Annotated in this window: 17 protein-coding genes; 9 read left to right on the top strand and 8 right to left on the bottom strand. The window is 61.2% G+C overall.

Features of this window, described 5'->3' with window-relative positions; all coding sequences use genetic code 11:
• Positions 1-23 precede the first annotated feature (23 nt).
• Complete coding sequence (locus ABJO61_RS12890) at positions 24-1,274, top strand: cytochrome P450 (RefSeq protein ID WP_348328899.1); 1,251 nt, start codon at positions 24-26, stop codon at positions 1,272-1,274.
• A 3-nt stretch (positions 1,275-1,277) separates the two neighbouring features.
• On the opposite strand, the gene ABJO61_RS12885 is transcribed toward ABJO61_RS12890, so the two are convergent.
• The gene (locus ABJO61_RS12885; RefSeq protein WP_348328901.1) at positions 1,278-2,126 is read right to left on the bottom strand and encodes a sterol desaturase family protein; all 849 of its coding nucleotides are present in this window, start codon (positions 2,124-2,126) and stop codon (positions 1,278-1,280) included.
• 132 nt (positions 2,127-2,258) lie between these two features.
• A complete protein-coding gene (locus ABJO61_RS12880) occupies positions 2,259-4,613 on the bottom strand; it encodes an MMPL family transporter (protein ID WP_348328904.1) in 2,355 nt (784 codons plus the stop codon).
• A 567-nt stretch (positions 4,614-5,180) separates the two neighbouring features.
• Here ABJO61_RS12880 and ABJO61_RS12875 point away from each other — a divergent pair.
• On the top strand, positions 5,181-6,314 hold the full coding sequence (locus ABJO61_RS12875; RefSeq protein WP_348328907.1) for a diiron oxygenase: 1,134 nt from the start codon (positions 5,181-5,183) through the stop codon (positions 6,312-6,314).
• A gap of 162 nt (positions 6,315-6,476) precedes the next feature.
• Here the strand turns inward: ABJO61_RS12875 and ABJO61_RS12870 are convergent, their stop codons facing one another.
• On the bottom strand, positions 6,477-7,751 hold the full coding sequence (locus ABJO61_RS12870) for a cytochrome P450 (protein WP_348328910.1): 1,275 nt from the start codon (positions 7,749-7,751) through the stop codon (positions 6,477-6,479).
• A 200-nt stretch (positions 7,752-7,951) separates the two neighbouring features.
• Positions 7,952-9,265 (bottom strand): Hsp70 family protein, encoded by a 1,314-nt coding sequence (locus ABJO61_RS12865; protein WP_348328913.1) that lies wholly within the window; start codon positions 9,263-9,265, stop codon positions 7,952-7,954.
• Between the two features lie 309 nt (positions 9,266-9,574).
• On the opposite strand from ABJO61_RS12865, the gene ABJO61_RS12860 reads away from it, so the two are divergent.
• The 4 genes from ABJO61_RS12860 (at position 9,575) to ABJO61_RS12845 (ending at position 13,208) form a co-directional block, all read left to right on the top strand.
• Positions 9,575-10,699, top strand: a complete 1,125-nt coding sequence (locus ABJO61_RS12860; RefSeq protein ID WP_348328917.1) for a ferritin-like domain-containing protein — start codon at positions 9,575-9,577, stop codon at positions 10,697-10,699.
• A 173-nt stretch (positions 10,700-10,872) separates the two neighbouring features.
• Entirely contained in the window at positions 10,873-11,781 is a 909-nt protein-coding gene (locus ABJO61_RS12855) for a phosphotransferase (protein WP_348328920.1), read from the top strand.
• On the top strand, positions 11,778-12,266 hold the full coding sequence (locus tag ABJO61_RS12850; RefSeq protein WP_348328923.1) for an MmcB family DNA repair protein: 489 nt from the start codon (positions 11,778-11,780) through the stop codon (positions 12,264-12,266). The genes ABJO61_RS12855 and ABJO61_RS12850 overlap by 4 nt, the downstream gene beginning before the upstream one ends.
• A 75-nt stretch (positions 12,267-12,341) precedes the next feature.
• A complete protein-coding gene (locus ABJO61_RS12845; protein WP_348328926.1) occupies positions 12,342-13,208 on the top strand; it encodes a class I SAM-dependent methyltransferase in 867 nt (288 codons plus the stop codon).
• A gap of 83 nt (positions 13,209-13,291) precedes the next feature.
• Here the strand turns inward: ABJO61_RS12845 and ABJO61_RS12840 are convergent, their stop codons facing one another.
• The 4 genes from ABJO61_RS12840 to ABJO61_RS12825 all read right to left on the bottom strand — a co-directional run bounded on the left by ABJO61_RS12840 (position 13,292) and on the right by ABJO61_RS12825 (position 17,187).
• The gene (locus ABJO61_RS12840; RefSeq protein WP_348328929.1) at positions 13,292-13,864 is read right to left on the bottom strand and encodes an ActR/PrrA/RegA family redox response regulator transcription factor; all 573 of its coding nucleotides are present in this window, start codon (positions 13,862-13,864) and stop codon (positions 13,292-13,294) included.
• 72 nt (positions 13,865-13,936) lie between these two features.
• On the bottom strand, positions 13,937-15,343 hold the full coding sequence (locus ABJO61_RS12835) for an ActS/PrrB/RegB family redox-sensitive histidine kinase (RefSeq protein WP_348328932.1): 1,407 nt from the start codon (positions 15,341-15,343) through the stop codon (positions 13,937-13,939).
• Positions 15,344-15,434: 91 nt separating this feature from the next.
• On the bottom strand, positions 15,435-16,517 hold the full coding sequence (locus tag ABJO61_RS12830) for an MBL fold metallo-hydrolase (protein ID WP_348328935.1): 1,083 nt from the start codon (positions 16,515-16,517) through the stop codon (positions 15,435-15,437).
• 85 nt (positions 16,518-16,602) lie between these two features.
• Positions 16,603-17,187: an ankyrin repeat domain-containing protein gene (locus tag ABJO61_RS12825; protein ID WP_348328938.1), complete on the bottom strand. Its 585-nt coding sequence runs from the start codon at positions 17,185-17,187 to the stop codon at positions 16,603-16,605.
• Positions 17,188-17,410: 223 nt separating this feature from the next.
• Here ABJO61_RS12825 and ABJO61_RS12820 point away from each other — a divergent pair, with 223 nt between their 5' ends.
• The 3 genes from ABJO61_RS12820 to phaZ all read left to right on the top strand — a co-directional run bounded on the left by ABJO61_RS12820 (position 17,411) and on the right by phaZ (position 21,507).
• A complete protein-coding gene (locus tag ABJO61_RS12820; RefSeq protein ID WP_348328941.1) occupies positions 17,411-18,019 on the top strand; it encodes an SCO family protein in 609 nt (202 codons plus the stop codon).
• A 311-nt stretch (positions 18,020-18,330) separates the two neighbouring features.
• A complete protein-coding gene (gene leuA / locus ABJO61_RS12815; RefSeq protein WP_348328944.1) occupies positions 18,331-20,022 on the top strand; it encodes a 2-isopropylmalate synthase in 1,692 nt (563 codons plus the stop codon).
• Between the two features lie 246 nt (positions 20,023-20,268).
• Complete coding sequence (gene phaZ / locus ABJO61_RS12810) at positions 20,269-21,507, top strand: polyhydroxyalkanoate depolymerase (protein WP_348328947.1); 1,239 nt, start codon at positions 20,269-20,271, stop codon at positions 21,505-21,507.
• Positions 21,508-21,615: the final 108 nt, after the last annotated feature.

The following is a 21,615-nucleotide window of genomic DNA, read 5'->3' as shown; positions in this document are numbered from 1 at the left end:
AAAGAACATGGGGAGGATGTTCGATGCTCAGGCCACAGGCACAGGCAATCGATCTTGGCGGCAAGCCCGATCTGAAAGATCCCGATCTCTATATGCGCGAGGAGCATCACGAGGTGTTCCGCCGCTTGCGCGCGGAAGAACCCGTCTACTGGAACCCGGAAGCCGACAGCACGGGCTTCTGGTCGGTCACGCGCTATGACGACATCGAGGCGATCTCGAAAAACCCGAAGCTCTTTTCCTCGGCGAAGAACAATGGCGGCCACCGCATCTTCAACGAGAACGATATCGGCGGGAACGACACCGACGCGAGCATGATCTCGATGGACCCGCCGGAACATGCAGGCTACCGGCGCATGGTGACGCCGGGCTTCGTGCCGCGCCGCATCTCCAACATGGAAGAGCGTATTCGCGCGCGAGTGACGCGGCTTCTCGACAAGCTGCCGAAGACGGGCGAGGCGGAGTTCATTTCCGCCGTTGCCGCCTCACTTCCGATCGAGGTACTGGCGGAACTTTTCGGCGTGCCGGAGAGCGACGGGCCGAAGCTCTTCGAATGGTCGAATGCGACGGTCGGTGAAGACGACCCGGAACTTCGCGTCTCCGACGAATATATGCAGCAATGTATCGCAGAGATGGCGGCCTATGCGGCCGGGCTCTGGCAGCAGCGGCTGGAGGCGCCGGGCGAAGACCTGATCTCGATGCTCGCGCATTCGAAGCCGGGCGGCGAGGCAATGACATTTCCGACCTATGTCGGCACTTTCATCCTGCTCGTCGTGGCGGGAAACGAGACGACACGCAACTCGATTTCCGGCGGGCTGCTGGCGCTGTCTGAAAACCCGGAAGAACGGCAGAAACTCATCGACGATCCTTCGCTCATTCCGAGCGCGGTGCAGGAAATCGTGCGTTGGGTGAGCCCCGTTCTGCATATGCGCCGGACCGCGACAGAGGACACGGAGCTTGGCGGACAGAAGATCAAAAAGGGCGACAAGGTGGTGATGTGGTACGCATCCGCGAACCGCGACGAGGAGAAGTGGGACGACCCTTACCGCTTCGATGTTACGCGCTACACGAAACGCGAGACCCCGACGCAGCTCGGCTTCGGCGCGGGCCAGCATTTCTGCCTCGGCTCGCGGCTTGCCGAACTTCAGCTCAAGGTGCTGTTCGAGGAACTGCTCAAGCGCTTCCCCGACATTCATGCCTCGGGGCCGATCCGGCGGCTGCGCTCGAACTTCATCTACGGCATCAAGGAAATGCCGGTGCGCTACACGCCGGAGTAACGCTTAGAGCGGCGCGCGGGTGAAGGGCAGCTTGAGCTGGCCGACGAAATCTTCCGGCACGGCATGTTCGATGCCGATATCGGCGGGCGGGCGGCGAGGCGGGTTGATATAGGTGCCGAAGATCATGTCGAAGAGCATCAGGTTCTCGCCGTAGTTCCTGTTGCCCTCGGAGAGATCCTTCGAGTGATGCCAGCGGTGAAGTTCCGGTGTGTTGAAGACATAGTTGAGCGGGCCGCAGCGCATCTCGATATTGCAATGGGTGAGCATGCCAAAGACGGCGGTCACCGCACTCACCATGAGAAGGACGGGCTGCGGTGCGCCAAGCAGCAGCAGCACGGGGATGCCGACGAGAAGGCCCGTGACCGTATCGACCACATGGAAGCGGCCCGTGTTGAAAAACCAGAGCCTCGACACCGAGTGATGCACGGCGTGGAAGCGCCATAACCAGGGCCACTCATGCGCGAGGCGGTGCTTCCAGTAGAGTCCGAGTTCCACGATCACGAGACCGAGCGCAACCTGGATGATGAGCGGCCATGTCTCCGGCCAGAGCGGGCCGCCGTTGGGCTTCAGCCATTCGGCAATCCCCATGAAGACGATCACGGTGACAAGGACCTGGGCCACGCCCTTGCTCAGCACCGTATGCGCGAGGTCGGGCCCGATCTGCCCGTCATTTACCAGCCATTGCCGCTCATGAGGCAGCGCGCGCTCCAGCATGGCGAGCGTGGCGGCAAGCGAGAGATAGACGATATTGAAGACGAGAACACCGTGGCCCGCTTCCATGCCGAAATAGATCGCGGCAAGCGAGATACTGGCAAGCGCAGGCCAGAGCAGACGGGAAATAAAAGCACGCATGTGATGTCTTCTCCGATGTCCGGGAGTATCACGCATGCCGCGCGCGAACGAAAGCCCGCTCTGAACGCCCTGAAAATGAAAAGGCCGCCGTGACACCCGGCGGCCTTTCCTGATTTGCGATGCGGTCGCCGGTCAGTGAACGGGTGCGCTCTTCTGACGTGCGACGGGACGCTTGCGCGGGAAGATCATGTCGAGCGTCACCGCGAGTGCTGGCAGGACGCTGACCGCCATCACCATGTTGACCATGAACATGAAGGCGAGAAGCAGACCCATATCCGCCTGGAACTTGAGATCCGAGAAGGCCCAGGTGGACACACCAACGGCGAGTGTCAGCGCGGTGAAGAAGGTTGCCATGCCCGCTTCCTGCAGCGACTGCCGGAAGGCATCCGAGATATTGAGGCCTTCGCCCATGTAATAGGGCACGCGGTTGTAGATGTAGTAGGCGTAGTCGACGCCGATGCCGACCGCCAGCACCATCACCGGCAGCGTCGCCACGGTGAGACCGATCTGCAGCACCTCCATGAACCAGTAACCGAAGAAGGTGCCGAAGGTGAGCGGGAGGCAACAGGCAACGACCGCGCGCCAGTCGCGATAGGTGAGCATGACGAGGGCGACGATCACCGCGTAGACCCACATCATCATCGGCAGTTCGGTCTCGGTGATCTCCTCGTTGACCGCCGCCTGCACACCCATATTGCCGGAGGCGAGACGGATGTTCACGCCCTCCATCGGGTTTGCCTTGCGCCATTCCTTCACGGCATCGACGGCGGCCTTGATCGTCGTCGCCCTGGCATCGCGCAGATAGAAGCTGTGCGGCAGGAGGGTGCAGGTCTGGTTATAAAGCGAACTGGAGTTCGGCACAGTGTTCGCCGCCTGGGCAAGTGCCGGCCGGTTGCGCGGAATATCCTTCCATTTCAGGTTGCCCTCGTTCCAGCCCGCCGCGGAACCCTTGATGGCGAAGGGAAGCGAGGCGACGAGCGTCACGTCCGGCACGTTCTGCATGTGCCAGGAGAACTGGTTCAGATACTTCATATAGGAATAGGTCACGCAACTGTCCGCAGGCGTTTCCACCACCGCGATCAGCACATTGAGACCGAGCGCGTAGTCATGCGCGATGGCCGTCGAGTCGAGATTGTAGCGCGCATCTGGACGAAGTTCCGGCGCACCCGCATGAAGCGCACCGACGTGACGGTTCATTGCTTCGTGGACGGCGATGCCGAAAAGGACCGTCGCGAAAACGAGGACGAAAGGTGCGATCTTCGGATTTGCGACGAAGCCCAGCGACCGCATGATCTTGAGACGGAACTCGCGCGAGCTGTGCACGCGCGCACGGAAGTCTTCGCCAAACCTCAGATAGCTGACAAGCAGCGGCAGCATGATGAGGTTGGTGACGACCTTGAGGATCACGCCGATGGATGCCGTGATCGAAAGTTCGCGGATCATCGGCACAGGAATGAGATAGAGCGTCGCGAAGCTCACCAGTGTGGTGACCAGCGCCATGGAGCCGGGCACGAAGAGCCGCGAGAAGGCGGAGCGCGCCGCCGTTTCGGAATCAGCGCCTTCCGCGATTTCCGCCGTCACGACATTGATCTGCTGCACGCCGTGGCTGACGCCGATCGCGAAGATCAGGAAAGGCACGAGAACGGCAAGCGGGTCGAGCCCGTAACCGAGGAAGGTGAGCAGGCCGAACTGCCAGACCACCGAGGTGAGCGAGGCAAAAAGCGTTGCTGCGGTGAGCACGATGGAGCGGGCATAGAGATAAAGCGCCAGCGCCGTGAGCACGAAAGCGAGAGCGAAGAAGATGACGACCGTTTTCGCGCCGTCGGCGATGTCACCGATCAGCTTGGCAAAGCCGATGATGCGGACGGTGTATTCGTCGGTCTCGTATTTCTCGCGGATCTGCGCTTCGAGCTTTGCGGCAAGATCGAAATAGTCGAGGTTCGTACCGGTCGAGGGGTCGAAATCCTGCAACTCCGCGACAACCATGGCGGAGCCGAAATCGTCTGCGACCAGGCGGCCGACGAAGCCGCCGCGGATCACATTGCTCTGAACTTTCTGAAGGTTTGCCTGCGTCATGGAGTCCGCGGTGACGCGCCCGGAGATCACGTCATCGGCGCTGATGCCGTCTTCCGTGATTTCGATATAGCGCGTGTTCGGCGTCCAGAGCGATGTCACCGTGTGGCGGGACACGCCGGGCAGGAAGAAAATGTCGTCCGTGAGGTTCTTGTAGACTTTGAAGAACTTCTGGGACCAGATGTCCCCTTGCTTCGGCTCCAGCACAATGATGATGCGGTTCGACCCGAAGAGCTGCTCACGATATTCCGTGAAGGTCTGGATGTATTCGTGACCGACGGGGAGCTGCTTGTCGAAGCCGGCCGTCATACGCAACTGAAACGCGTAAAAGCCGGTGATGCAGGTAAAGACGAGAAGCCCTATCAGAATGATCGGGCGAAGGCGGAATACGATATTTTCGAGCAACTTTACCATCGACAGCACCCATCTCCCTCGCCGCTTCCCTCGCGGGGACAAACGGCAGCGTTGCACTTCGCAGGCCTTGCCGGAGACAGGAGGAGCCTCGAAGGGCTCGCCTTCCTGTGCGGCCGGTGCGGCCTCGATATATTCCGGAGGACAGGACCGTCGGGACGACGGGAGCGGACTTGCCGCCTATCCCCGATTCATGCGGGCAAGCCTTTGCGGCTCTTTGCCCAATTTTCAGATCGGGGTTTTTGCCCCCTCCCAAGACGCCAGTCTCTCATTTTTCCGGCAGCGCCGCTTCCCCGCGCTCCCGGCCGAACCGGTCGTCCCATATTCAATAATTACCACACGCGGCGGCAATTTGTAACAGTTGCGTAGTACGAATCCGCGAAGTTCCGCGCATTTCGCCGATTTGGTTAACACATCTTCACAAAGTTGACGCCCCCGTCATTTTCTCCTTGACCCCGCGGCGGCGTTTCCTATTCTGCTTTCAACGAGACAGACCGGCAGGGTGAAAGCCCGAAAAAGCTGGCGCTCCCCCTATTTCCGGCGGCATGCCGCCCCCCTCTGGAGGACCCGATGAACGAAGTTCGGCAGATCACCAAAGACGACGCCTATGATGCCGTCGCCCCGGATGACTTTCCCGCGATGATGGAGCCGGATCGCTACAATGCGCGCTCCACCGCCTTCGACAAGATCATCTCCGCGACCCATGACCATTTCTGGGATCCGCTGGACACGAAGTACATCGACTTCACCGAGCCCTTCGATCTGGAAAACCAGATGCTGATGCCTGAAGAGCTGGTGCCGGAACTCAAGCTTCCCTGCTTCGAGAAGCTCACGGAAAAGCAGCGCATCCGCTTCGCCAATGAAAGCGCGCGCTGGATGCTTTCCTCGATCCTGCATGGCGAAGCCGGCGCGCTGGCGCTTTCCGCCTCGCTCTGCCACATCCTGAAGGATCCGGGCGCGCAGGAATATGCCGCGAACCAGACCCGCGAAGAAGCGCGTCACGTCACCGGCTTCTCGCGCTACATCAAGGCCCGCTGGGGCAAGCCGCTTGCCGTTGGCGGCACGCTTGGCGGCCTTCTCACCGACATCGTGAATGCCAAGGAAGTCTACAAGAAGATCGTCGGCATGCAGATGCTGGTCGAGGGCCTCGCCATGGGCGCCTTCGCCACCTTCTACGCAAAGTCGAACGATCCGCTGATGGTCAAGCTGATGCAGCTCGTGATGACGGACGAGGCATTCCATCACAAGTTCGGCAAGATCTGGGCCGACCGCACGATCCCGAACCTTTCGGAAGAAGAGCAGAACATCATCGAAGACTGGGCGGCCGAGTGCTTCCAGACGCTGCTGTTCAACCTCGTGAACCCGGAACAGAAGCAGGCGCTCTATGGCGAGTTCGGTCTCGACTGGCAGCAGGTCCAGCTTGAGATGCTCGAAGCCTTTGGCGATGACGACCGCCGCGAAAGCATGAAGGAAGGCACGAACATTTTCCGTGTCCTGATCAAGACGCTTCTCAAGGCCGGTATCATCACCGACCGCACCAAGGCCTTCTATGCCACCTATGTGAACATGGACGAGCTGAAGAGCGAAGGCGACCACATGATCGGCGACGACATTGCCGAGGACGGCATTCGCTATCTCCAGAAGATCAATTTCGGCGCCAATGTCGACGCGCTGAAGGAAGTCACCGTCTCGGCTGCCGAGTAAGCAGCAAGACGCAAAGGCCGGGCGTTCTCTCACCCCGCCGGCGAATAATCGGGCGGCTCCTGACGGAGCCGCCTTTTTTGTTTTCTGCAACACAGAAAAAAGGCCGGATGCAATGCACCCGGCCTTGATTTGACAATCTGTGGTCCGCTTAGTGCGAGCGCATCAATGTGAACGCTTGGGCAGCTCGACCATCAGTTCCTCGTAGCCCTTCACGAAGCTCGAATGGACGCGGCGCGGCTCGGCCAGAACCTTGATCTGCTTGTCGGGCCAGCGCTTCATGATCTCTTCCCAGATGATGCGAAGCTGCATCTCGGCGAGACGGTTACCCACGCAGCGGTGGATACCGAAACCGAAGGAAAGATGCTGACGCGCGCGCTCGCGATCGATCACGAGTTCGTTCGGGTTCTCGATCACGGTTTCGTCGCGATTGCCAGAGACGTACCACATGGCAACCTTGTCGCCCTTGGCGATCTTCGTGCCGGAGATTTCCGTATCCTCGAGCGCGGTACGGCGCATGTAAGCGAGCGGCGTCTGCCAGCGGATGATCTCCGCCACCATGTTCGGGATGACCGCGTGGTTTGCCTGAAGCTTCTTGTATTCCCCCGGGAACTGGTTGAGCGCGAGAAGACCGCCCGAGATCGAGTTGCGGGTCGTGTCGTTGCCGCCGACGATCAGGAGGATCAGGTTTCCAAGATACTCCATCTTGTCCATGTTCCGCGTCGACTCGCCATGCGCGAGCATGGAGATGAGATCGTTGCCCGGCTCGCGCGCATTCACACGCTCGTTCCAGAGACCGAGGAAGTAGTCGGCGCATTCGAGAAGTTCAGCGCGGCGCTGTTCTTCCGTTTCGATGATGCCGCCTTCCATGGGTGCGGCCGTCGCCACGTCCGACCAGCGCGTCAGCTTGCGGCGATCCTCGAAGGGGAAATCGAACAGTGTCGCGAGCATCTGCGTCGTCAGTTCGATCGACACCCTGTCGACCCAGTTGAAGGGCTGGCCTTCGGGCAGGCTGTCGAGAATGTTGCCCGCGCGTTCGCGGATCGTGCTTTCGAGCTTGGCAAGGTTCGCAGGCGCCACGATGGGGCTCACGGTCTTGCGCTGGTCGTCATGCTTGGGCGGGTCCATCGCGATGAACATCGGAAGCTGGAAGTCCTCGTCCTGGTCGCGCAGCGTGATGCCGCCTTCCGAGGAGAAGACCTGGTGGTTCGTATCCACCGCCATGATGTCCTTGTAGCGCGTCACCGACCAGTAGGGCCCGACATCTTCATTGGTGGTGCAGTAGTGGACCGGCGCTTCCGCGCGGAGGCGCTCGAAATAGGGCCACATGGAGTTGTTCTTGAAAAGAAGCGGATCGGCGACATCGATCTCCGCAAGCGGGATCGAATAGGCTGTGTCGCGCGCTTCGTCGGTTTCGTATTTTACCGCTGCGTCGCTCATGGGGTTTCCTCCTCCGGGATGTTCCGGCGTTTGATATTCCGCTGCGTCAAGCATAACGGAAAGTGCGGACCTGTCATACGTAAAGTGACGGTCGCGTCATTTTTATGTGATCAAGCTTAGCAGCAGATAAGAGGTTTGAAAATGACGGGTGCGTCATTTTTTTGCGGCAAATTGACCTTGCGTATCCCGGTCAGCGGAGATCAACCGCCGAAACGCTGGCGGGCCGAGAGGGCCAGCCCTGTGGCAACCGAGGTAAGCTCCCCGCCGCCCGCGAGCTTTTCCGCGCCGAAACGGGCCGCAAAGATGTTGCGCACGGCGGGAATAAAGGAAGAGCCGCCGGTGAGAAAAACCCGGTCGACTTTTTCGGGCGACGTACCCGTTTCTTCCAGCAGCTTGTCCACACAGGCGGAAATCTCGGCCAACTCCGGGGCGATCCACTGCTCGAATTCGGCGCGCGTCACTTTTGCGTCGATTTCGACGGGCCCAAGGCCGAAGCGAAGCTGCGTCTCTTCCGCGCCGGAAAGACCGAGTTTCGCCGCCTCCACTGCCCGGTAAAGCGCAAAGCCCCGCTCCTCCTCGATGAGCGTCAGCAAGGCCTCGACTTCATTGGCCGCTTCGGCTGTGCGGGCGATCTCTTCAAGCATGCGCCGGGTCTTGCGCGTATTGATGAGGCTCAACTCGTGCCATCGGCGCATCGTGTCGTAGGGCCAGGAGGGAACGGGAAGCACCTTCGAGCCGCTCTTGTAATTCGTGCCCTTGCCGAGGCGGGGCGCCACACAATGCTCGATCAGGCGCGCATCGAATGCATCGCCCGCCAGGCCAACGCCCGACACGCCGACAATGGTTTCGCCGCGCTCTTTCAGCTTGCGCAGGCCGGGTCCGACATGGAGCAGGCAGAAGTCCGAGGTACCGCCGCCGAAGTCGCCGATCAGCACGAGTTCGTCACGATCGAGCGAGGCCTCATAGGCATGGGCCGCCGCGACGGGCTCGAACTCGAAATGCACATCGGGGATGCGTATCCCGTGCAGCGCTTCGCGCAGACGCGAGACGGCGAGCTCGTCATGCTCGCTGTCGGGTGTTCCCAGACTGTTGCGCACGAAACGCGCGGGGCGGCCGACGACGACGGGACCGGAGGCCATGCGTTCTGTCAGCTCGCCTGCCTGCGCGGTTGCATCGATCAGCCGCGCCACCACGAAGCCGATCAGGTTTTCGAGCGTGAAGCGGCTGTTGAAGATGGTGGTCGAGGTGAAATTCGGATTGGCGAGATAGGACTTCACCGACTGGATCAACCGGCCCTCGGCGCCGCGCTCCAGATAGGCGTCCATCGCCGCCGGTCCGGCAAAGGCGTGCGGACGCCCGTTCGCATCGCGCTCTTCATCATCGAAATAGAGGATTGAGCGGAAGGTCGGGAGCGTTTCGGCCGCATGACGGACCGGCACGAGCCGGGACGGGCCATCCGGCGAGGCGACCGCGAGCGCGCTGTTGGTCGTTCCGAAGTCGAGACCGATGAACATCTGTCACCTCGTATCCGTCTGGCCGGGCACTGCTCCGCAGCACCCGCCACAGCAATACATTTGAGGAAATCCGAGGCGCTTCCCCAGACTTTCGGGGGAGCTTCGGGGGCGGAAGGGCCGCGAGAAATACCGAACGGGGCTCTGTTTGTCGAGTCGAGGCGCCGTACCGGGCGGCGGCGGCGTCTCTGCGCAAAAATGACGCAGGCGTCATTTTTGGATTGCTTGTGCAGCGCACAAATACCCACATTACGAGTACGGGAAATTGGCCGGGCTTTCGCGGGAAAACGCTCGATGACAGTGGAGAAGAAAATGACCGAAACGCGCCAGATCACCAAGGACAACGCCTATGACGCCGTCTCGCCGGACGATTTTCAGGCGATGATGAACACGGAGCGCTACAACCGCCGCTCCTCCGCCTTCGACAAGATCATCTCTGCGACCCATGACCATTTCTGGGATCCGCTCGACAAGCGCTACATCGACTTCACCGAACCCTTCGACAGCGAAAACGAAATGATGATCGACCCGGAGCTCGTGCCGGAACTTCGTCTCGCCTGCTTCGAGAAGCTGCCGGAGAAAGAGAAAATCCGCTTCGTGAACGAGACGGCGCGCTGGATGATGTCGGCGATCCTGCACGGCGAACAAGGTGCGCTGAACCTTTCGGCCTCGCTCTGCCACATCCTGCTCGATCCGGGCGCACAGGAATATGCCGCAAACCAGGCGCGCGAAGAGGCCCGCCATGTGACGGCCTTCGCGAAATATGTGCAGTCGCGCTTCGGCAAGCCGCTGCCTTGCGGCGAGACGCTTGCGAATCTTCTCTCCGAGATGGTCAACGCGAAAGAGGTCTACAAGAAGATCGTCGGCATGCAGCTTCTCGTCGAAGGGCTTGCGATGGGCACCTTTGCGACCTTCTTCAACACGGCGCGCGACCCGCTTCTCGTGAAGCTTTGCCAGCTCGCCATGACGGATGAAGCCTTCCATCACAAGTTCGGCAAGATCTGGGCCGACCGTACGATCCCGAAACTCGCGCCCGAAGAGCGCGACATCATCGAGGACTGGGCCGCCGCCGTTTTCCAGACGCTGCTCTTCAACCTCGTGAACCCTGAACAGAAGAAACTCATCTATGCCGATTTCGGCCTCGACTGGCGCGAGGTCCAGGCCGAGATGCTGGAAGCCGTGACCGACGAAGACCGGCGCGAAGGCATGAAGGATGCGGCCAACGTCTTCCGTGTGCTCGTCAAGACGCTGCTCAAGGCCGGCATCATTACCGATCGCACCCGCGCCTTCTATGCAACCTATGTCGACATGGAAGAGCTCAAGAATGAAGACGACCGCATGGTCGGCGACGACATCGCCGAGCAGGGCATCGAATTCCTGAAGACGGTCAACTTCGCCAACAAGAAGAACCCGATGCATAGCGCGGCGGCGGAGTAATTTCCCGAAGGGTCCTCTCCAGAGGGAATCACTCAGGGTGGCCTTCGGGCCACCCTTTTTTCGTGTCTTTGGGGGTGGCCTGCGGGCCACCGGTTTTCCGTGTCTTTGGGGGTGGCCTGCGGGTCACCCTTTTTTTGGCGGCATGACGCGCCTGCCTGCTAGAGTGCGGACCCATGACGGAAATTCACGAAACGCTTTCGGACGACATACCGGACCTGCCGGCGGGCCCCTGGCCGCTTCTTGGTGAGGGCGTCTGGGGAAGCGTTCACGATCTCGGCGACGGCACGGTGCTGAAGCTCATACGCCGCAATGGCGGGCTCGGCACGGGCGAAAGCAAGCATTACCGCGAAGCCTCCGCCCTCACCCTTCTCGGCTCGCTGAAAAGTACGCGCTTCCGCCTGCCCCGTCTGCTGGGCTCGGGGCGTTTCGAAAATGCCTATGGCTTTTCAGGACCGCCGCTCGCCGGCTGGCTCAGGCTCGAAAAGCTCGCGGGCAAGCCCGCAGATGAAGGCGGACTTTACATCCTCAAGATGGATGAGCGCGAAAGACTCGGCGAAGAGATCGGCGCGGCCATCGCATGGTTTCACGAAGAAGGTGCAAGGCTTGCGGACAACGCAACGAAACTCGGCAATCCGAGCATCCGCAGCATCGACGAGGCGCTGGCGCGCATCAGCGCGCCCGACCAGCGCGAGCGGCTACAGCGGCTGAAGGAAATGTGGGAAACCGAAGAAGGAGCACGCATCGTTCTTCACGGCGACCTGAATTTCTCGAACATGCTCACGGCGCGCGGCGAGAGACCCGCCTTCCTCGATTTCGCGGAAGCAGGCGTCGGTCTGCCGGAGGAAGATTTCCGGCATTTCGACAATCCGGGCCCGCTGCGCGATGCGATCTTCCGCTCCTATGCCGCCGTCTCCGGCCACGCGATCGACATGCAGCGTTTTCGCATGGGCGTTGCCGTCAATGCCGCTTGTTCGCTTGCAATCGGCAGCAATAGCGGCCATCCGCGCGAGGCGATGCGCCGGGTCAGCTTTCTCGACGAAGCGTTGCGGCAGGCGGGCATCGAAAGCCAGGTTCGGCAATGACGAAGGACGAGCTTCCCGCAATGCCCGACATGGAGATGGATGAATTTCGTCTCTTCGACGGACGGCAATCCGCAACCGCGGCAAGCGTGCAGCGAGGTGTCTGCCGCCTTCTCGCGCAGATGGGATATGCGCCGGTGACGGAGCTCACGCTTGCCACCGGGCGGCGCGTCGACATTCTGGCGCTCGGCCCCAAGGGCGAGATCATCGTTATCGAAATCAAGTCGAGCCTCACGGACTACAAGACGGATTCCAAGTGGGAGGAATATCTCGACTTCTGCGACCGCTTCTATTTTGCCGTGCCGCCCGAGTTTCCGCGCGAGGTGATCCCCGAGGAAACCGGACTCGTCATCGCGGACCGCTACGGCGCGGAAATATTACGCGAGGGCCCGGTGACGACGCTTGCGCCAGCGCGGCGCAAGAAGCTCACGCTGCATGCCGCCCGTGTTTCGGCGCGGCGAGTACACCGGTTTCTCGAACCGGAATAATTGCCGGAGCGCGGACGACATGGCGGGGCGTCATGCTAGGGTGAGGCCAGATCTGAAAACGAGGACACCGGGAAAATGCTCGGCAACAAGCAGCGCATCACCGAGAAGTGGAATGCTCAGGCCAAGAAGAGGACCAAGGGCACAAGCTGGTGGGAAATTCCGCAATATTGCGGCTACATGAATCTCGAAATCTGCGGAGAGCCGCTTCCCGCCATCTCCCGGGGAACGCACAAACGTCTCCAGGAGCTCGGGCCGTTCGCGCGAGCGGTGTCCGTGGGCTGCGGGGGAGCCACCAAGGAGCAGGCGCTGCTTAAATCCGGTACGGTCCAGCATTTCGATCTGTTCGATCTTTCGGATCAGCGCCTCAAGCTCGCGGAAGCGCGCTACGCTGAAAAGGGCCTCGACGGACATGCCCGGTTCATTCTCGACGATGCCTTCGCGACCACGCCGCACAATACATACGACCTCGTTTACTGGTCCTCGTCTCTCCATCACATGATGGATACGCGCGCAGCCCTCGAATGGAGCCGCGATGTTCTGAAGCCGGGCGGCCTTCTGATGATTCATGAATATACGGGCCCGACACACTGGCAGTGGAGCGACGAAATGCTCGACTGCCTCCGGCGCTTTCGTTCCGCACTTCCGCCCCACCTGCGTCCGTCAAACCCGAACATCAAACGTCTGACGGTGGAAGAGATGATCGAGCGCGATCCATCCGAAGCAGCCGATAGCGCTGCGATCCTGCCCGCGCTGAAATCGCTTTTCCCGGATGCTGAAATAAAGGCGCTCGGCGGTGCCATCTTTCCGCACGCGCTTCGCGGCATCTATCCGAAGATGACGCCGGAGGACGGCTGGGTTTTCGAGATGGTGCTGACGCTCGATGCCGCGTTCCGCGCGAAAGGCGAAAGCCACAACAGCTTCGCCCTCGCCCGCAAGATGTGACCGCCTGAGCGGACGCTGCTTGAGGGGCGCGCTACTTGAGAGCGCTACTTGAGAGCGCTACTTGAAAGCGCTACTTGGGGGCGCTACTTGGGCGCGCGTTTGGCGAGAATGCGTTGCAAGGTCCGGCGATGCATGTTGAGACGCCGCGCTGTCTCGGAGACGTTGCGATCGCAGAGTTCATAAACGCGCTGGATGTGTTCCCAACGTACACGGTCCGCCGACATCGGATTTTCAGGCGGATTGGCCTTGTCCCCTCCGGTTGCGAGGAGAGCGGCTTCGATGGCGTCGGCATCCGAGGGCTTCGCGAGATAATCGACGGCGCCGAGCTTAACCGCCGTCACCGCGGTCGCGATATTGCCATAGCCTGTCAGCACGACGATGCGGGCGTCGGGCCGCGACTCCTCAAGCGTGGCCACGACATCAAGCCCGTTACCGTCTTCGAGCCGCATATCAACCACCGCGAAGCCCGGCTTCTTCAAGCGCGCAAGCTCCTTGCCGTCCTTTACCGTGTTCGCGGTCATCACCTCGAAACCACGGCCTTCCATGGCGCGGGCGAGCCGCGTGAGAAACGGCACGTCGTCGTCCACCAGCAGCAAGGTGCGGTCTTCGGGTATCACGGGGCTTTCGGCCCCTGCATCTTCATTCGTCTGGGTCACACCTGGTCCAATCTCCGCCGGATTTGCCTGATTTTAGGCTGAAGGCCCGCCTAAAGCCAAGCCGTGTCTCACTTATTCGGGACCGGACGCCGTTAGCGCTTCCGGCGGGAAAGCCGGATCGGCCTCGATGGCACGGCGCGGCCAGCGCATGGCGAGCCTCGCGCCCGCCTTGCCGTCTGCGCGATTGCCGATTTCCACCGTCGCGCCCGTGCGCTCAAGCAGCGTCTTGCCAATGAAGAAGCCGAGGCCCATGCCCTCATGGCCTGCTTCGGGATCCTGCATCGCCTGCTTGCGGCGAGGCCGCGTCGTCACATAGGGCTCGCCGAGTTTTTCCAGCACATCCGGCGTGAAGCCCGGCCCGTCATCCATGATGGTGAGGGTGACGTGCTCCTTGCCGTAATGCGCGGCGACGCGGACTTCCTCGCGGGCGAAGTCCGCAGCGTTCTCGATGAAATTACCGAGACCATAGAGCATTTCAGGACGGCGCCAGATTTCGGGTTCGCTCGCATCCTCATCGTCGGCCAGCACCTCGATATGGAAGCTGACATCCATGTCGCGATGGGGCGCCACCACTTCATCGAGCAAGGCATGGAGCGGCAGGCGCGAATAGATGGCATCCGTGCCGTCCGGCCGCTTCGACAGGCGCGAGAGAATATCCTTGCAGCGCTCTGCCTGGCTGTTCAGGAGCGCGAGGTCTTCCTTCATTTCCTCCTCGCTCATCTGGCCGCGCATCAATTCCTTGGAGACGAGCGAAATCGTGCCGAGCGGCGTACCGAGCTCATGCGCGGCGGCGGCGGCGAGCCCGTCCAGCGCGGACAAGCGCTGCGCGCGCGACAGCACGAGCTGCGTGGCCGAAAGCGCCGCCGACATGCGCCGCGATTCCTGCGAGACGCGCCAGGCATAGGCCGCCATGAAACCGAGGCCGAGAAGCAGCGCCGTCCAGTGACCCGTCACATAAAGCGGCGGCAGTTCCGGTGTTTCGCCCGGCCGCCACGGCAATGGCATGTGAAACCAGGAAAGCAGGGTGACATAGGTGAAGGCCTGCGCAAGAAGAAGACCGGTACTGGCGAGCGACAAGGTCGTCGCCGAGATCGTCACCGGCGCCATGAAAAGGAGGGCAAAGGGGTTCTGCAGACCGCCGGTGAGAAAAAGCAATACGGCAAGCTGCGCGAGATCGATGGCGAGATAAACCGCTGCCTGCCAGTCGGGGAGACGGGTCGCGGAGCGGTAACGAAGCGTCAGGAAGACATTGAGCCAGGCGGAAGCCGCAATGACGGCCAGGCAAAGACCGAGCGGCAGCGGAAAGCCGAGACCGAAATGAACGACAAGCACCGCGCCGAGCTGACCGGCAATCGCGAGCCAGCGCAGGATCACCAGCGTTTGCAGGCGGACCTGCCCGCTCCGGTCGCCGGGCAAGCGGCCTGCAAGGAAATTGCGGCGCAGCCAGCGCATGGCTACCCGGTCGTCGATCATCGTCATGGGATTCCTCTCCGCCACCGTTTGGGCGAAGTCTAGAGCGTCATGCGCGATACGTCATGGACTGGATCGCATCAGATCAGGTACGGGACGATCAGGCGTTGGAGGGCCAGCTGCCCGCAAGATCGCGGGTTTCGCCGATGCGCATGATCCAGGTGTTTTCGGGCTCGTAGCCTTCCGCGTCCGCGGCTTTGACAAAACGCTCCGGCGGCTCGAAAGGCGGCTCCACGGTGAGGAGCACCGTGCCCCAATGCATACCGACGATGCGGCGCGCCTTGAGGTCGCGGCCCATCTGCACGGCTTCTTCGGGCGTGGCGTGAGAGGCTTTCATCATTTCGCGCGGCTCATAGGCGCCGATGCCGAGCAGTGCGGTATCGAAAGGCCCGTAAGCCTCGCCGATGTCGCGGAAGATCGGCCCGTAGCCGCTATCGCCACCGAAAAAGAGGTGGTGATTTTCGCTCTTCATGGCGAAACCCGCCCAGAGCGTGCGGTTGGTGTCGAAACCGGAACGGCGCGACCAATGAACGACGGGCAGCGCTGTCAGGGAGACACCCTTCACTTCGTAGCGTTCATGCCAGTCGAGCTCGATCACATTCGGGAAACCGCGCTCGCGGAAGAAACGCGCCAGACGCAGCGGTACCACCACCGTCATCTTTTCCTTGTTCGGCAGCCTTGCCAGCGCGCGTTCGTCGAGATGGTCGTAATGATTGTGGCTGACGACCAGCACGTCGATCTGCGGCAGCGCCGAAATCGGTACGCCCGACTTCACATAGCGGCGCGGGCCGAGACCGGCAGGGCCGGCAAATGTCGTGAGATAAGGATCGGTGAGCACAGTCAGGCCGCCGATCCGAATGAGGAAAGAGGCATGGCCGAGCCAGGTGATGAAGTCGTCATCCGCCTGCGCATGGCTATTCAGTTCGCGAACGGCCTGCGGCCGCGGCACGACATGGCCTTCAGGCACATCGACCTTGCGGGCGCCCATTTTCAGCATTTCGAGAAAAAAGGGGCCTGCATGTTTCATGCGGCCCTGGCCGCGGCTCGCGCAGCCGGGCGGGTTGCGGAACGTACCGTCCGGCATGTGATGCCAGGGACGGGATGTTTCCGCCACGTCCGCGCCGGGCACCGGCTTGCCGGCGTCCTTGCGGGTTCGCTTGGATGATGCGCGTCTGTTTGTCATCAGGCCTTGGGCACGAATGTCGATGCTATAAAGATAGGGCGAATTTGCATCGCAGCAAGAGAGGCCTTCGGGAACCGCGCTTTTGCTACTGCATTTCCGCGTTGCGCAGAAGTTCAGCAAGCCCGCGCATATGGCTTTCTTCGGCGAGATCGAGCGCGGAACGGCCGGTGACGTCGGTTTCGAAGAGGTCTACATCGTGCTGGATCAGAACCTCGACGACGGCGGCGTTGTTCGCCCTTGTTGCGATCAGCAAGGGCACCTCCCGGTTCGACCCCGGACGGTCGGGGTCGGCACCCCCTTCGAGCAGGGCGGCCGCGATATCGGCACGGCCTGAAAGCGCCGCCATGGAAAGCGCGGTCGTGCCGTCCGGCGCGCGGCGGTCAGGATCGGCGCCATATTCAAGCAGCAGCTTTACCGTCGAGAAATGGCCATTACCGACGGCGAGGATAAGCATCGGAATCTTGTCGCTGCCGCTTTCGTTGGGCGATACGCCTTTCACGAGAGCGGTCTTCAGTGTGCTGTTGTCGCCGGTGCGGGCAGCCTGAACCGTCTCGTTGTCGATCAGATAACTGGAGGGCCCGCCGGGCTGGATCGCCATTACGGGCGCGGCGCCAAGAAGCATAAAGCCGCCAAGCGCTGCCAAAAGCGCGAGGAACGGCTTGCGTGTCATAGTGTCGCCACGCAGGAATCCGCGAAATCGAAACATTTTCTAAAGGCTCGTTTGACGGTAGACAGGCAGGAGAGCCCGGCTTGCAAGCCGGTATTCCCCCCAATGCAGGGGCAGTATAGACCAAGGAAGGTTCCCCGTCCGCCCTTCATGACACCTTCAAGGCGAGGTTTCGCGATGCAAGGCCGAACGGCTGAGAAAACCCCGCGGAAACAGGGAGAAAACCATGACACGCAACGGCATCATCGCTCTCGTCATCGGCGTAGCGATCGCCATCGCCGCGGGACTCTGGATTTCGGAGCTGGCGATCAGCAGAAGCGAGGTGACCGCCGAAACGGCATCCACCGGCAAGGCGCAAGTTGGCGGCCCCTTCACCCTCGTCAATCAAGACGGCGAGACGGTGACGGAGGAAACCTATAGCGGCAAATACATGCTGATCTATTTCGGCTTTACCTTCTGCCCCGATATCTGCCCGACGGAACTGGGCATCATGACGGCTGCGCTCGACCGCCTCGGCGAAAAAGCCAAAAAGGTGCAGCCGATCTTCATTACCGTCGACCCCGAGCGCGACACACCAGACGTGATGGCGCGCTATGTGAAGCTCTTCAGCCCGCGCCTCGTTGGCCTTACCGGTACGCAGGAGCAGATCGACAAGGTCGCGAAGGCCTATCACGTCTTTTACCGGAAGGCGGAAGACGAGAGTTCATCCGACTACACGATGGACCATTCATCCATCGTCTTTCTGATGGGGCCGGACGGCGAATATCTGAAACTCTTCCCGCCGCAGACGCCGCCCGACAAGATGGCCGAGACGATCGAGAGCCATATCGAGTGATCGTGCAAACAAGTGGCGGCGAGGCAGACAAGAAGTCCCGTTCCATTATGGTCTTCTTCGTTTCGCCGCTTCTTTGTCCGTGTCTTGACGGTTCAAGGGGAGGGGCTTATGTTCCCTTGCATGGAACGCATCCGGCATATCGCCTCGGGCCCTGTTCTCGGCCTCGACCTCGCCCTTCTTCGGGGCGCGCTCCTCTGCGCCTGAGCGCAGAAAACATTCCCTTTCCGACATTGCCGAATCCAAACTGCGCCGCGACGGTGCCACAGAGCCCCATGCCGCGCATCGCTCCGCCGAACGTGTGAGACTGACCCATGTTGAAGAATCCTTCCGTCAAATACCGCGCCTTCCCGCAAGTGCCGCTGACCGACAGGCAGTGGCCGGAGAAGACGATCACGAAGCCGCCCATCTGGATGAGCACCGACCTTCGCGACGGCAACCAGGCGCTCTTCGAGCCAATGAATGCGGAACGCAAGCTCCGCATGTTCGAGATGCTCGTGAAGATCGGCTTCAAGGAAATCGAGGCGGGCTTCCCCTCCGCATCCGATACGGATTTCGGGTTCATCCGCAAACTCGTCGAAGGCGGCTATGCGGACGACGATGTGAAGATCGAAGTGCTGACACAGGCGCGGCCCGAACTCATTTCGCGCACGATGGAAAGCCTGCACGGGGCGAAGGATGCAATCGTTCATGTCTATAACGCGACGGCGCCGAACTTCCGCGAAGTCGTGTTCCAGCAAGGCAAGCAGGGCGTGAAGGCGATCGCAACGGAAAGCGCGCACCAGATCAAGGAAATCGCCGCGACCATGCCGGAGACGAACTGGACCTTCCAGTACAGCCCGGAAGTCTTTTCAGGCACCGAGCTCGACTTCGCCAAGGAAGTGGTCGACGCCGTGACCGAAATCTGGGAAGCGGGTGCGAAGAACAAGGTGGTCATCAACCTGCCGGCGACGGTGGAAATGGCGACGCCGAACATCTATGCCGACCAGATCGAATGGATGCACCGGAACCTCGAACGGCGCGACGGCATTATTCTGTCCGTACACCCGCATAATGACCGGGGCACAGCGGTGGCCGCCGCCGAACTCGCCGTGATGGCGGGCGCGGATCGCGTCGAAGGCTGTCTCTTCGGCAATGGCGAGCGCACGGGCAATGTCGATCTCGTCACGCTGGCGCTCAATCTCTACAGCCAGGGCGTCGATCCGGGACTCGATTTTTCGCAGATCAACGAGATCGCACGCACGGCTGAATATTGCACGCAACTGCCGATCCATCCGCGTCACCCTTATGTGGGCGACCTCGTCTTCACCGCGTTTTCCGGTTCGCACCAGGACGCGATCAAGAAAGGTCTCGCCGCCTACAAGGAGGGCGACATCTGGCAGGTGCCCTACCTGCCGCTCGATCCGAAAGATCTGGGCCGCACCTATGAGTCGATCATTCGTGTGAACAGCCAGTCCGGCAAGGGCGGCGTTTCCTATCTGCTCGAAACGGAATATGACCTTCGCCTGCCGCGGCGGTTGCAGGTGGAGTTCAGCCAGGCCGTTCAGCGCGTGACGGATGATAGCGGCAAGGAAGTGCGCGCCGCCGACATCTGGGAGATTTTCGAGAAGGAATACATCTCCCGGAAAGAGCCCATCGAATATGTCTCGCATACACTGTTCGACGAGGATGGAAGGCAGGGCGTGAAAATCCGTATACGGCGCTTCGGCAAGGAAGAGCAGCTCGAAGGTTTCGGCAATGGTCCGATTGACGCAGCCATGAACGCGCTGAAGCTCGGTGCGGAACTGCGCCACTACGAGGAACATTCCATCGGGTCCGGCACGGATGCGAAAGCCGTGGCCTTCATGGAAGTCGCCGACCCCGACCATCCCGGCGACCTCTTCGGCGTCGGTATCGACCCCAATATCATCACCGCCTCCTTCAAGGCGCTGATCTCCGGGGCGAACCGCGCGGCGGCGCGCCGGCCCCGCGAGGAGTGGGTCCGGCTGTGCGGCGGTGAGGGATAAGTCACCCCTTTTCCGGGGTGACTGTCATCGAAACGTCATGAAAACGTCACGGAGCGGACCGCCGCTTCGTGGCGTTTTTCCTTGGCTGCATGACCAGCCCTTAATTCTCCGTAACTCTATTTCCAAAAATTTCTTGGAGAGCCGCGGCGGGAAGCCTACATTCCATGTTGCGCCGCAACATGACGGTGCTGGGGGAGGACCGGGCCCGTTTCATCGCGCCCGGCCCCGAGCGAAACGAGGTAGAGCGTGCTGTATCATCTCTATGAACTGAATCATGCCGCCGTGGCGCCCTTCCGGGCAGCCGCGGAAGTTGGTCTCTGGGCGCTCCGCCATCCGCTCAACCCCCTGGCCGAAAGCGTGACGCACAAGACGCTGGCAGCCGCCTTCGACGTCTTCGAGTCGACCACGCGCCGATACGGCAAACCGGAATTCGGTCTTCATGAAACGGAGATCGACGGCAAGCCCGTTCCTGTCACGGAAAAAATCGTCTGGGAACGTCCCTTCTGCAACCTGATCCATTTCGAGCGCGAGCCCTCCGCGATGAAGGGTACCGGCACGCAGCCGAAGCTTCTCATCGTTGCGCCGCTTTCCGGCCATTACGCGACGCTGTTGCGCGGCACGGTGGAAGCGATGCTGCCTTACAACGAGGTCTACATCACCGACTGGACGGATGCCCGGAAGGTGCCGCTGACGGAAGGCGGTTTCGATCTCGACGATTATATCGATTACATCATCGACATGTGTCACGAGCTCGGGCCGGATGTGCATCTCCTCGCCGTCTGCCAGCCCTCGGTGCCGGTCTTCGCCGCCGTTGCCGTGATGCATGACAATGACGACCCTTATGTACCGCTCAGCATGACGCTGATGGGCGGACCGATCGACACGCGCGAAAGCCCCACGGAAGTGAACCGGCTCGCGACCGAGCGCGGCACCGAATGGTATGAGCGCAATGTCGTGATGACGGTTCCCTGGCCGCATCCGGGCGTGATGCGCCGTGTCTATCCGGGTTTCGTGCAGCTTTCCGGCTTCATGGCGATGAACCTCGACCGGCACATGGACGCGCACTGGAACTATTTCGATCACATGGTCGAAGGCGATGGCGACAGCGCGGAAAAGCACCGCGAGTTCTATGACGAGTACCTCTCCGTCATGGACATGACGGCCGAGTTCTACCTGCAGACGGTGGACGAGGTTTTCGTGAAGCACTCGCTGCCGAAAGGCGAGTTCACGCATCGCGGCAAGGTCGTGCGGCCCGACGCCATCACCAGGACGGCGCTGATGACCGTCGAGGGCGAGAAGGACGACATTTCCGGCGTCGGCCAGACGAAAGCGGCGCACAAGCTCTGCACGAAACTGGCGGATGCGAAGAAAACCCATTGGGAGCAGCCGGGCGTGGGCCATTACGGCGTCTTCAACGGGTCGCGCTGGAAAGCGGAGATCGCACCGAAGGTACGCGAGTTCATGGCGCGGAACGCGAAGCGGTAAGTTCTCGCCTGACGGAGATGCCCTTACCCCTCCCCTGAAAATCCGGTCCGGATTTTCAGACCCTCCAGCAGGGGGAGGGTGGCCCAGACGGATGAGCCCAATCTGAAG

Origin of the sequence: Parvibaculum sp. (assembly GCF_039973015.1) — a bacterium.
Lineage (GTDB): Bacteria > Pseudomonadota > Alphaproteobacteria > Parvibaculales > Parvibaculaceae > Parvibaculum.
Note: the sequence above shows the minus strand (reverse complement) of the source record. Positions and strands in the feature narration are given on the sequence as shown.

Excerpts from the sequence above, each read along its gene's own strand:
- ABJO61_RS12890 (WP_348328899.1), top strand. The coding sequence starts at position 24 with ATGCTCAGGCCACAGGCACAGGCAATCGATCTTGGCGGCAAGCCCGAT.
- ABJO61_RS12885 (WP_348328901.1), bottom strand. The coding sequence starts at position 2,126 with ATGCGTGCTTTTATTTCCCGTCTGCTCTGGCCTGCGCTTGCCAGTATC.
- ABJO61_RS12880 (WP_348328904.1), bottom strand. The coding sequence starts at position 4,613 with ATGGTAAAGTTGCTCGAAAATATCGTATTCCGCCTTCGCCCGATCATT.
- ABJO61_RS12875 (WP_348328907.1), top strand. The coding sequence starts at position 5,181 with ATGAACGAAGTTCGGCAGATCACCAAAGACGACGCCTATGATGCCGTC.
- ABJO61_RS12870 (WP_348328910.1), bottom strand. The coding sequence starts at position 7,751 with ATGAGCGACGCAGCGGTAAAATACGAAACCGACGAAGCGCGCGACACA.
- ABJO61_RS12865 (WP_348328913.1), bottom strand. The coding sequence starts at position 9,265 with ATGTTCATCGGTCTCGACTTCGGAACGACCAACAGCGCGCTCGCGGTC.
- ABJO61_RS12860 (WP_348328917.1), top strand. The coding sequence starts at position 9,575 with ATGACCGAAACGCGCCAGATCACCAAGGACAACGCCTATGACGCCGTC.
- ABJO61_RS12855 (WP_348328920.1), top strand. The coding sequence starts at position 10,873 with ATGACGGAAATTCACGAAACGCTTTCGGACGACATACCGGACCTGCCG.
- ABJO61_RS12850 (WP_348328923.1), top strand. The coding sequence starts at position 11,778 with ATGACGAAGGACGAGCTTCCCGCAATGCCCGACATGGAGATGGATGAA.
- ABJO61_RS12845 (WP_348328926.1), top strand. The coding sequence starts at position 12,342 with ATGCTCGGCAACAAGCAGCGCATCACCGAGAAGTGGAATGCTCAGGCC.
- ABJO61_RS12835 (WP_348328932.1), bottom strand. The coding sequence starts at position 15,343 with ATGACGATGATCGACGACCGGGTAGCCATGCGCTGGCTGCGCCGCAAT.
- ABJO61_RS12830 (WP_348328935.1), bottom strand. The coding sequence starts at position 16,517 with ATGACAAACAGACGCGCATCATCCAAGCGAACCCGCAAGGACGCCGGC.
- ABJO61_RS12825 (WP_348328938.1), bottom strand. The coding sequence starts at position 17,187 with ATGACACGCAAGCCGTTCCTCGCGCTTTTGGCAGCGCTTGGCGGCTTT.
- ABJO61_RS12820 (WP_348328941.1), top strand. The coding sequence starts at position 17,411 with ATGACACGCAACGGCATCATCGCTCTCGTCATCGGCGTAGCGATCGCC.
- leuA (WP_348328944.1), top strand. The coding sequence starts at position 18,331 with ATGTTGAAGAATCCTTCCGTCAAATACCGCGCCTTCCCGCAAGTGCCG.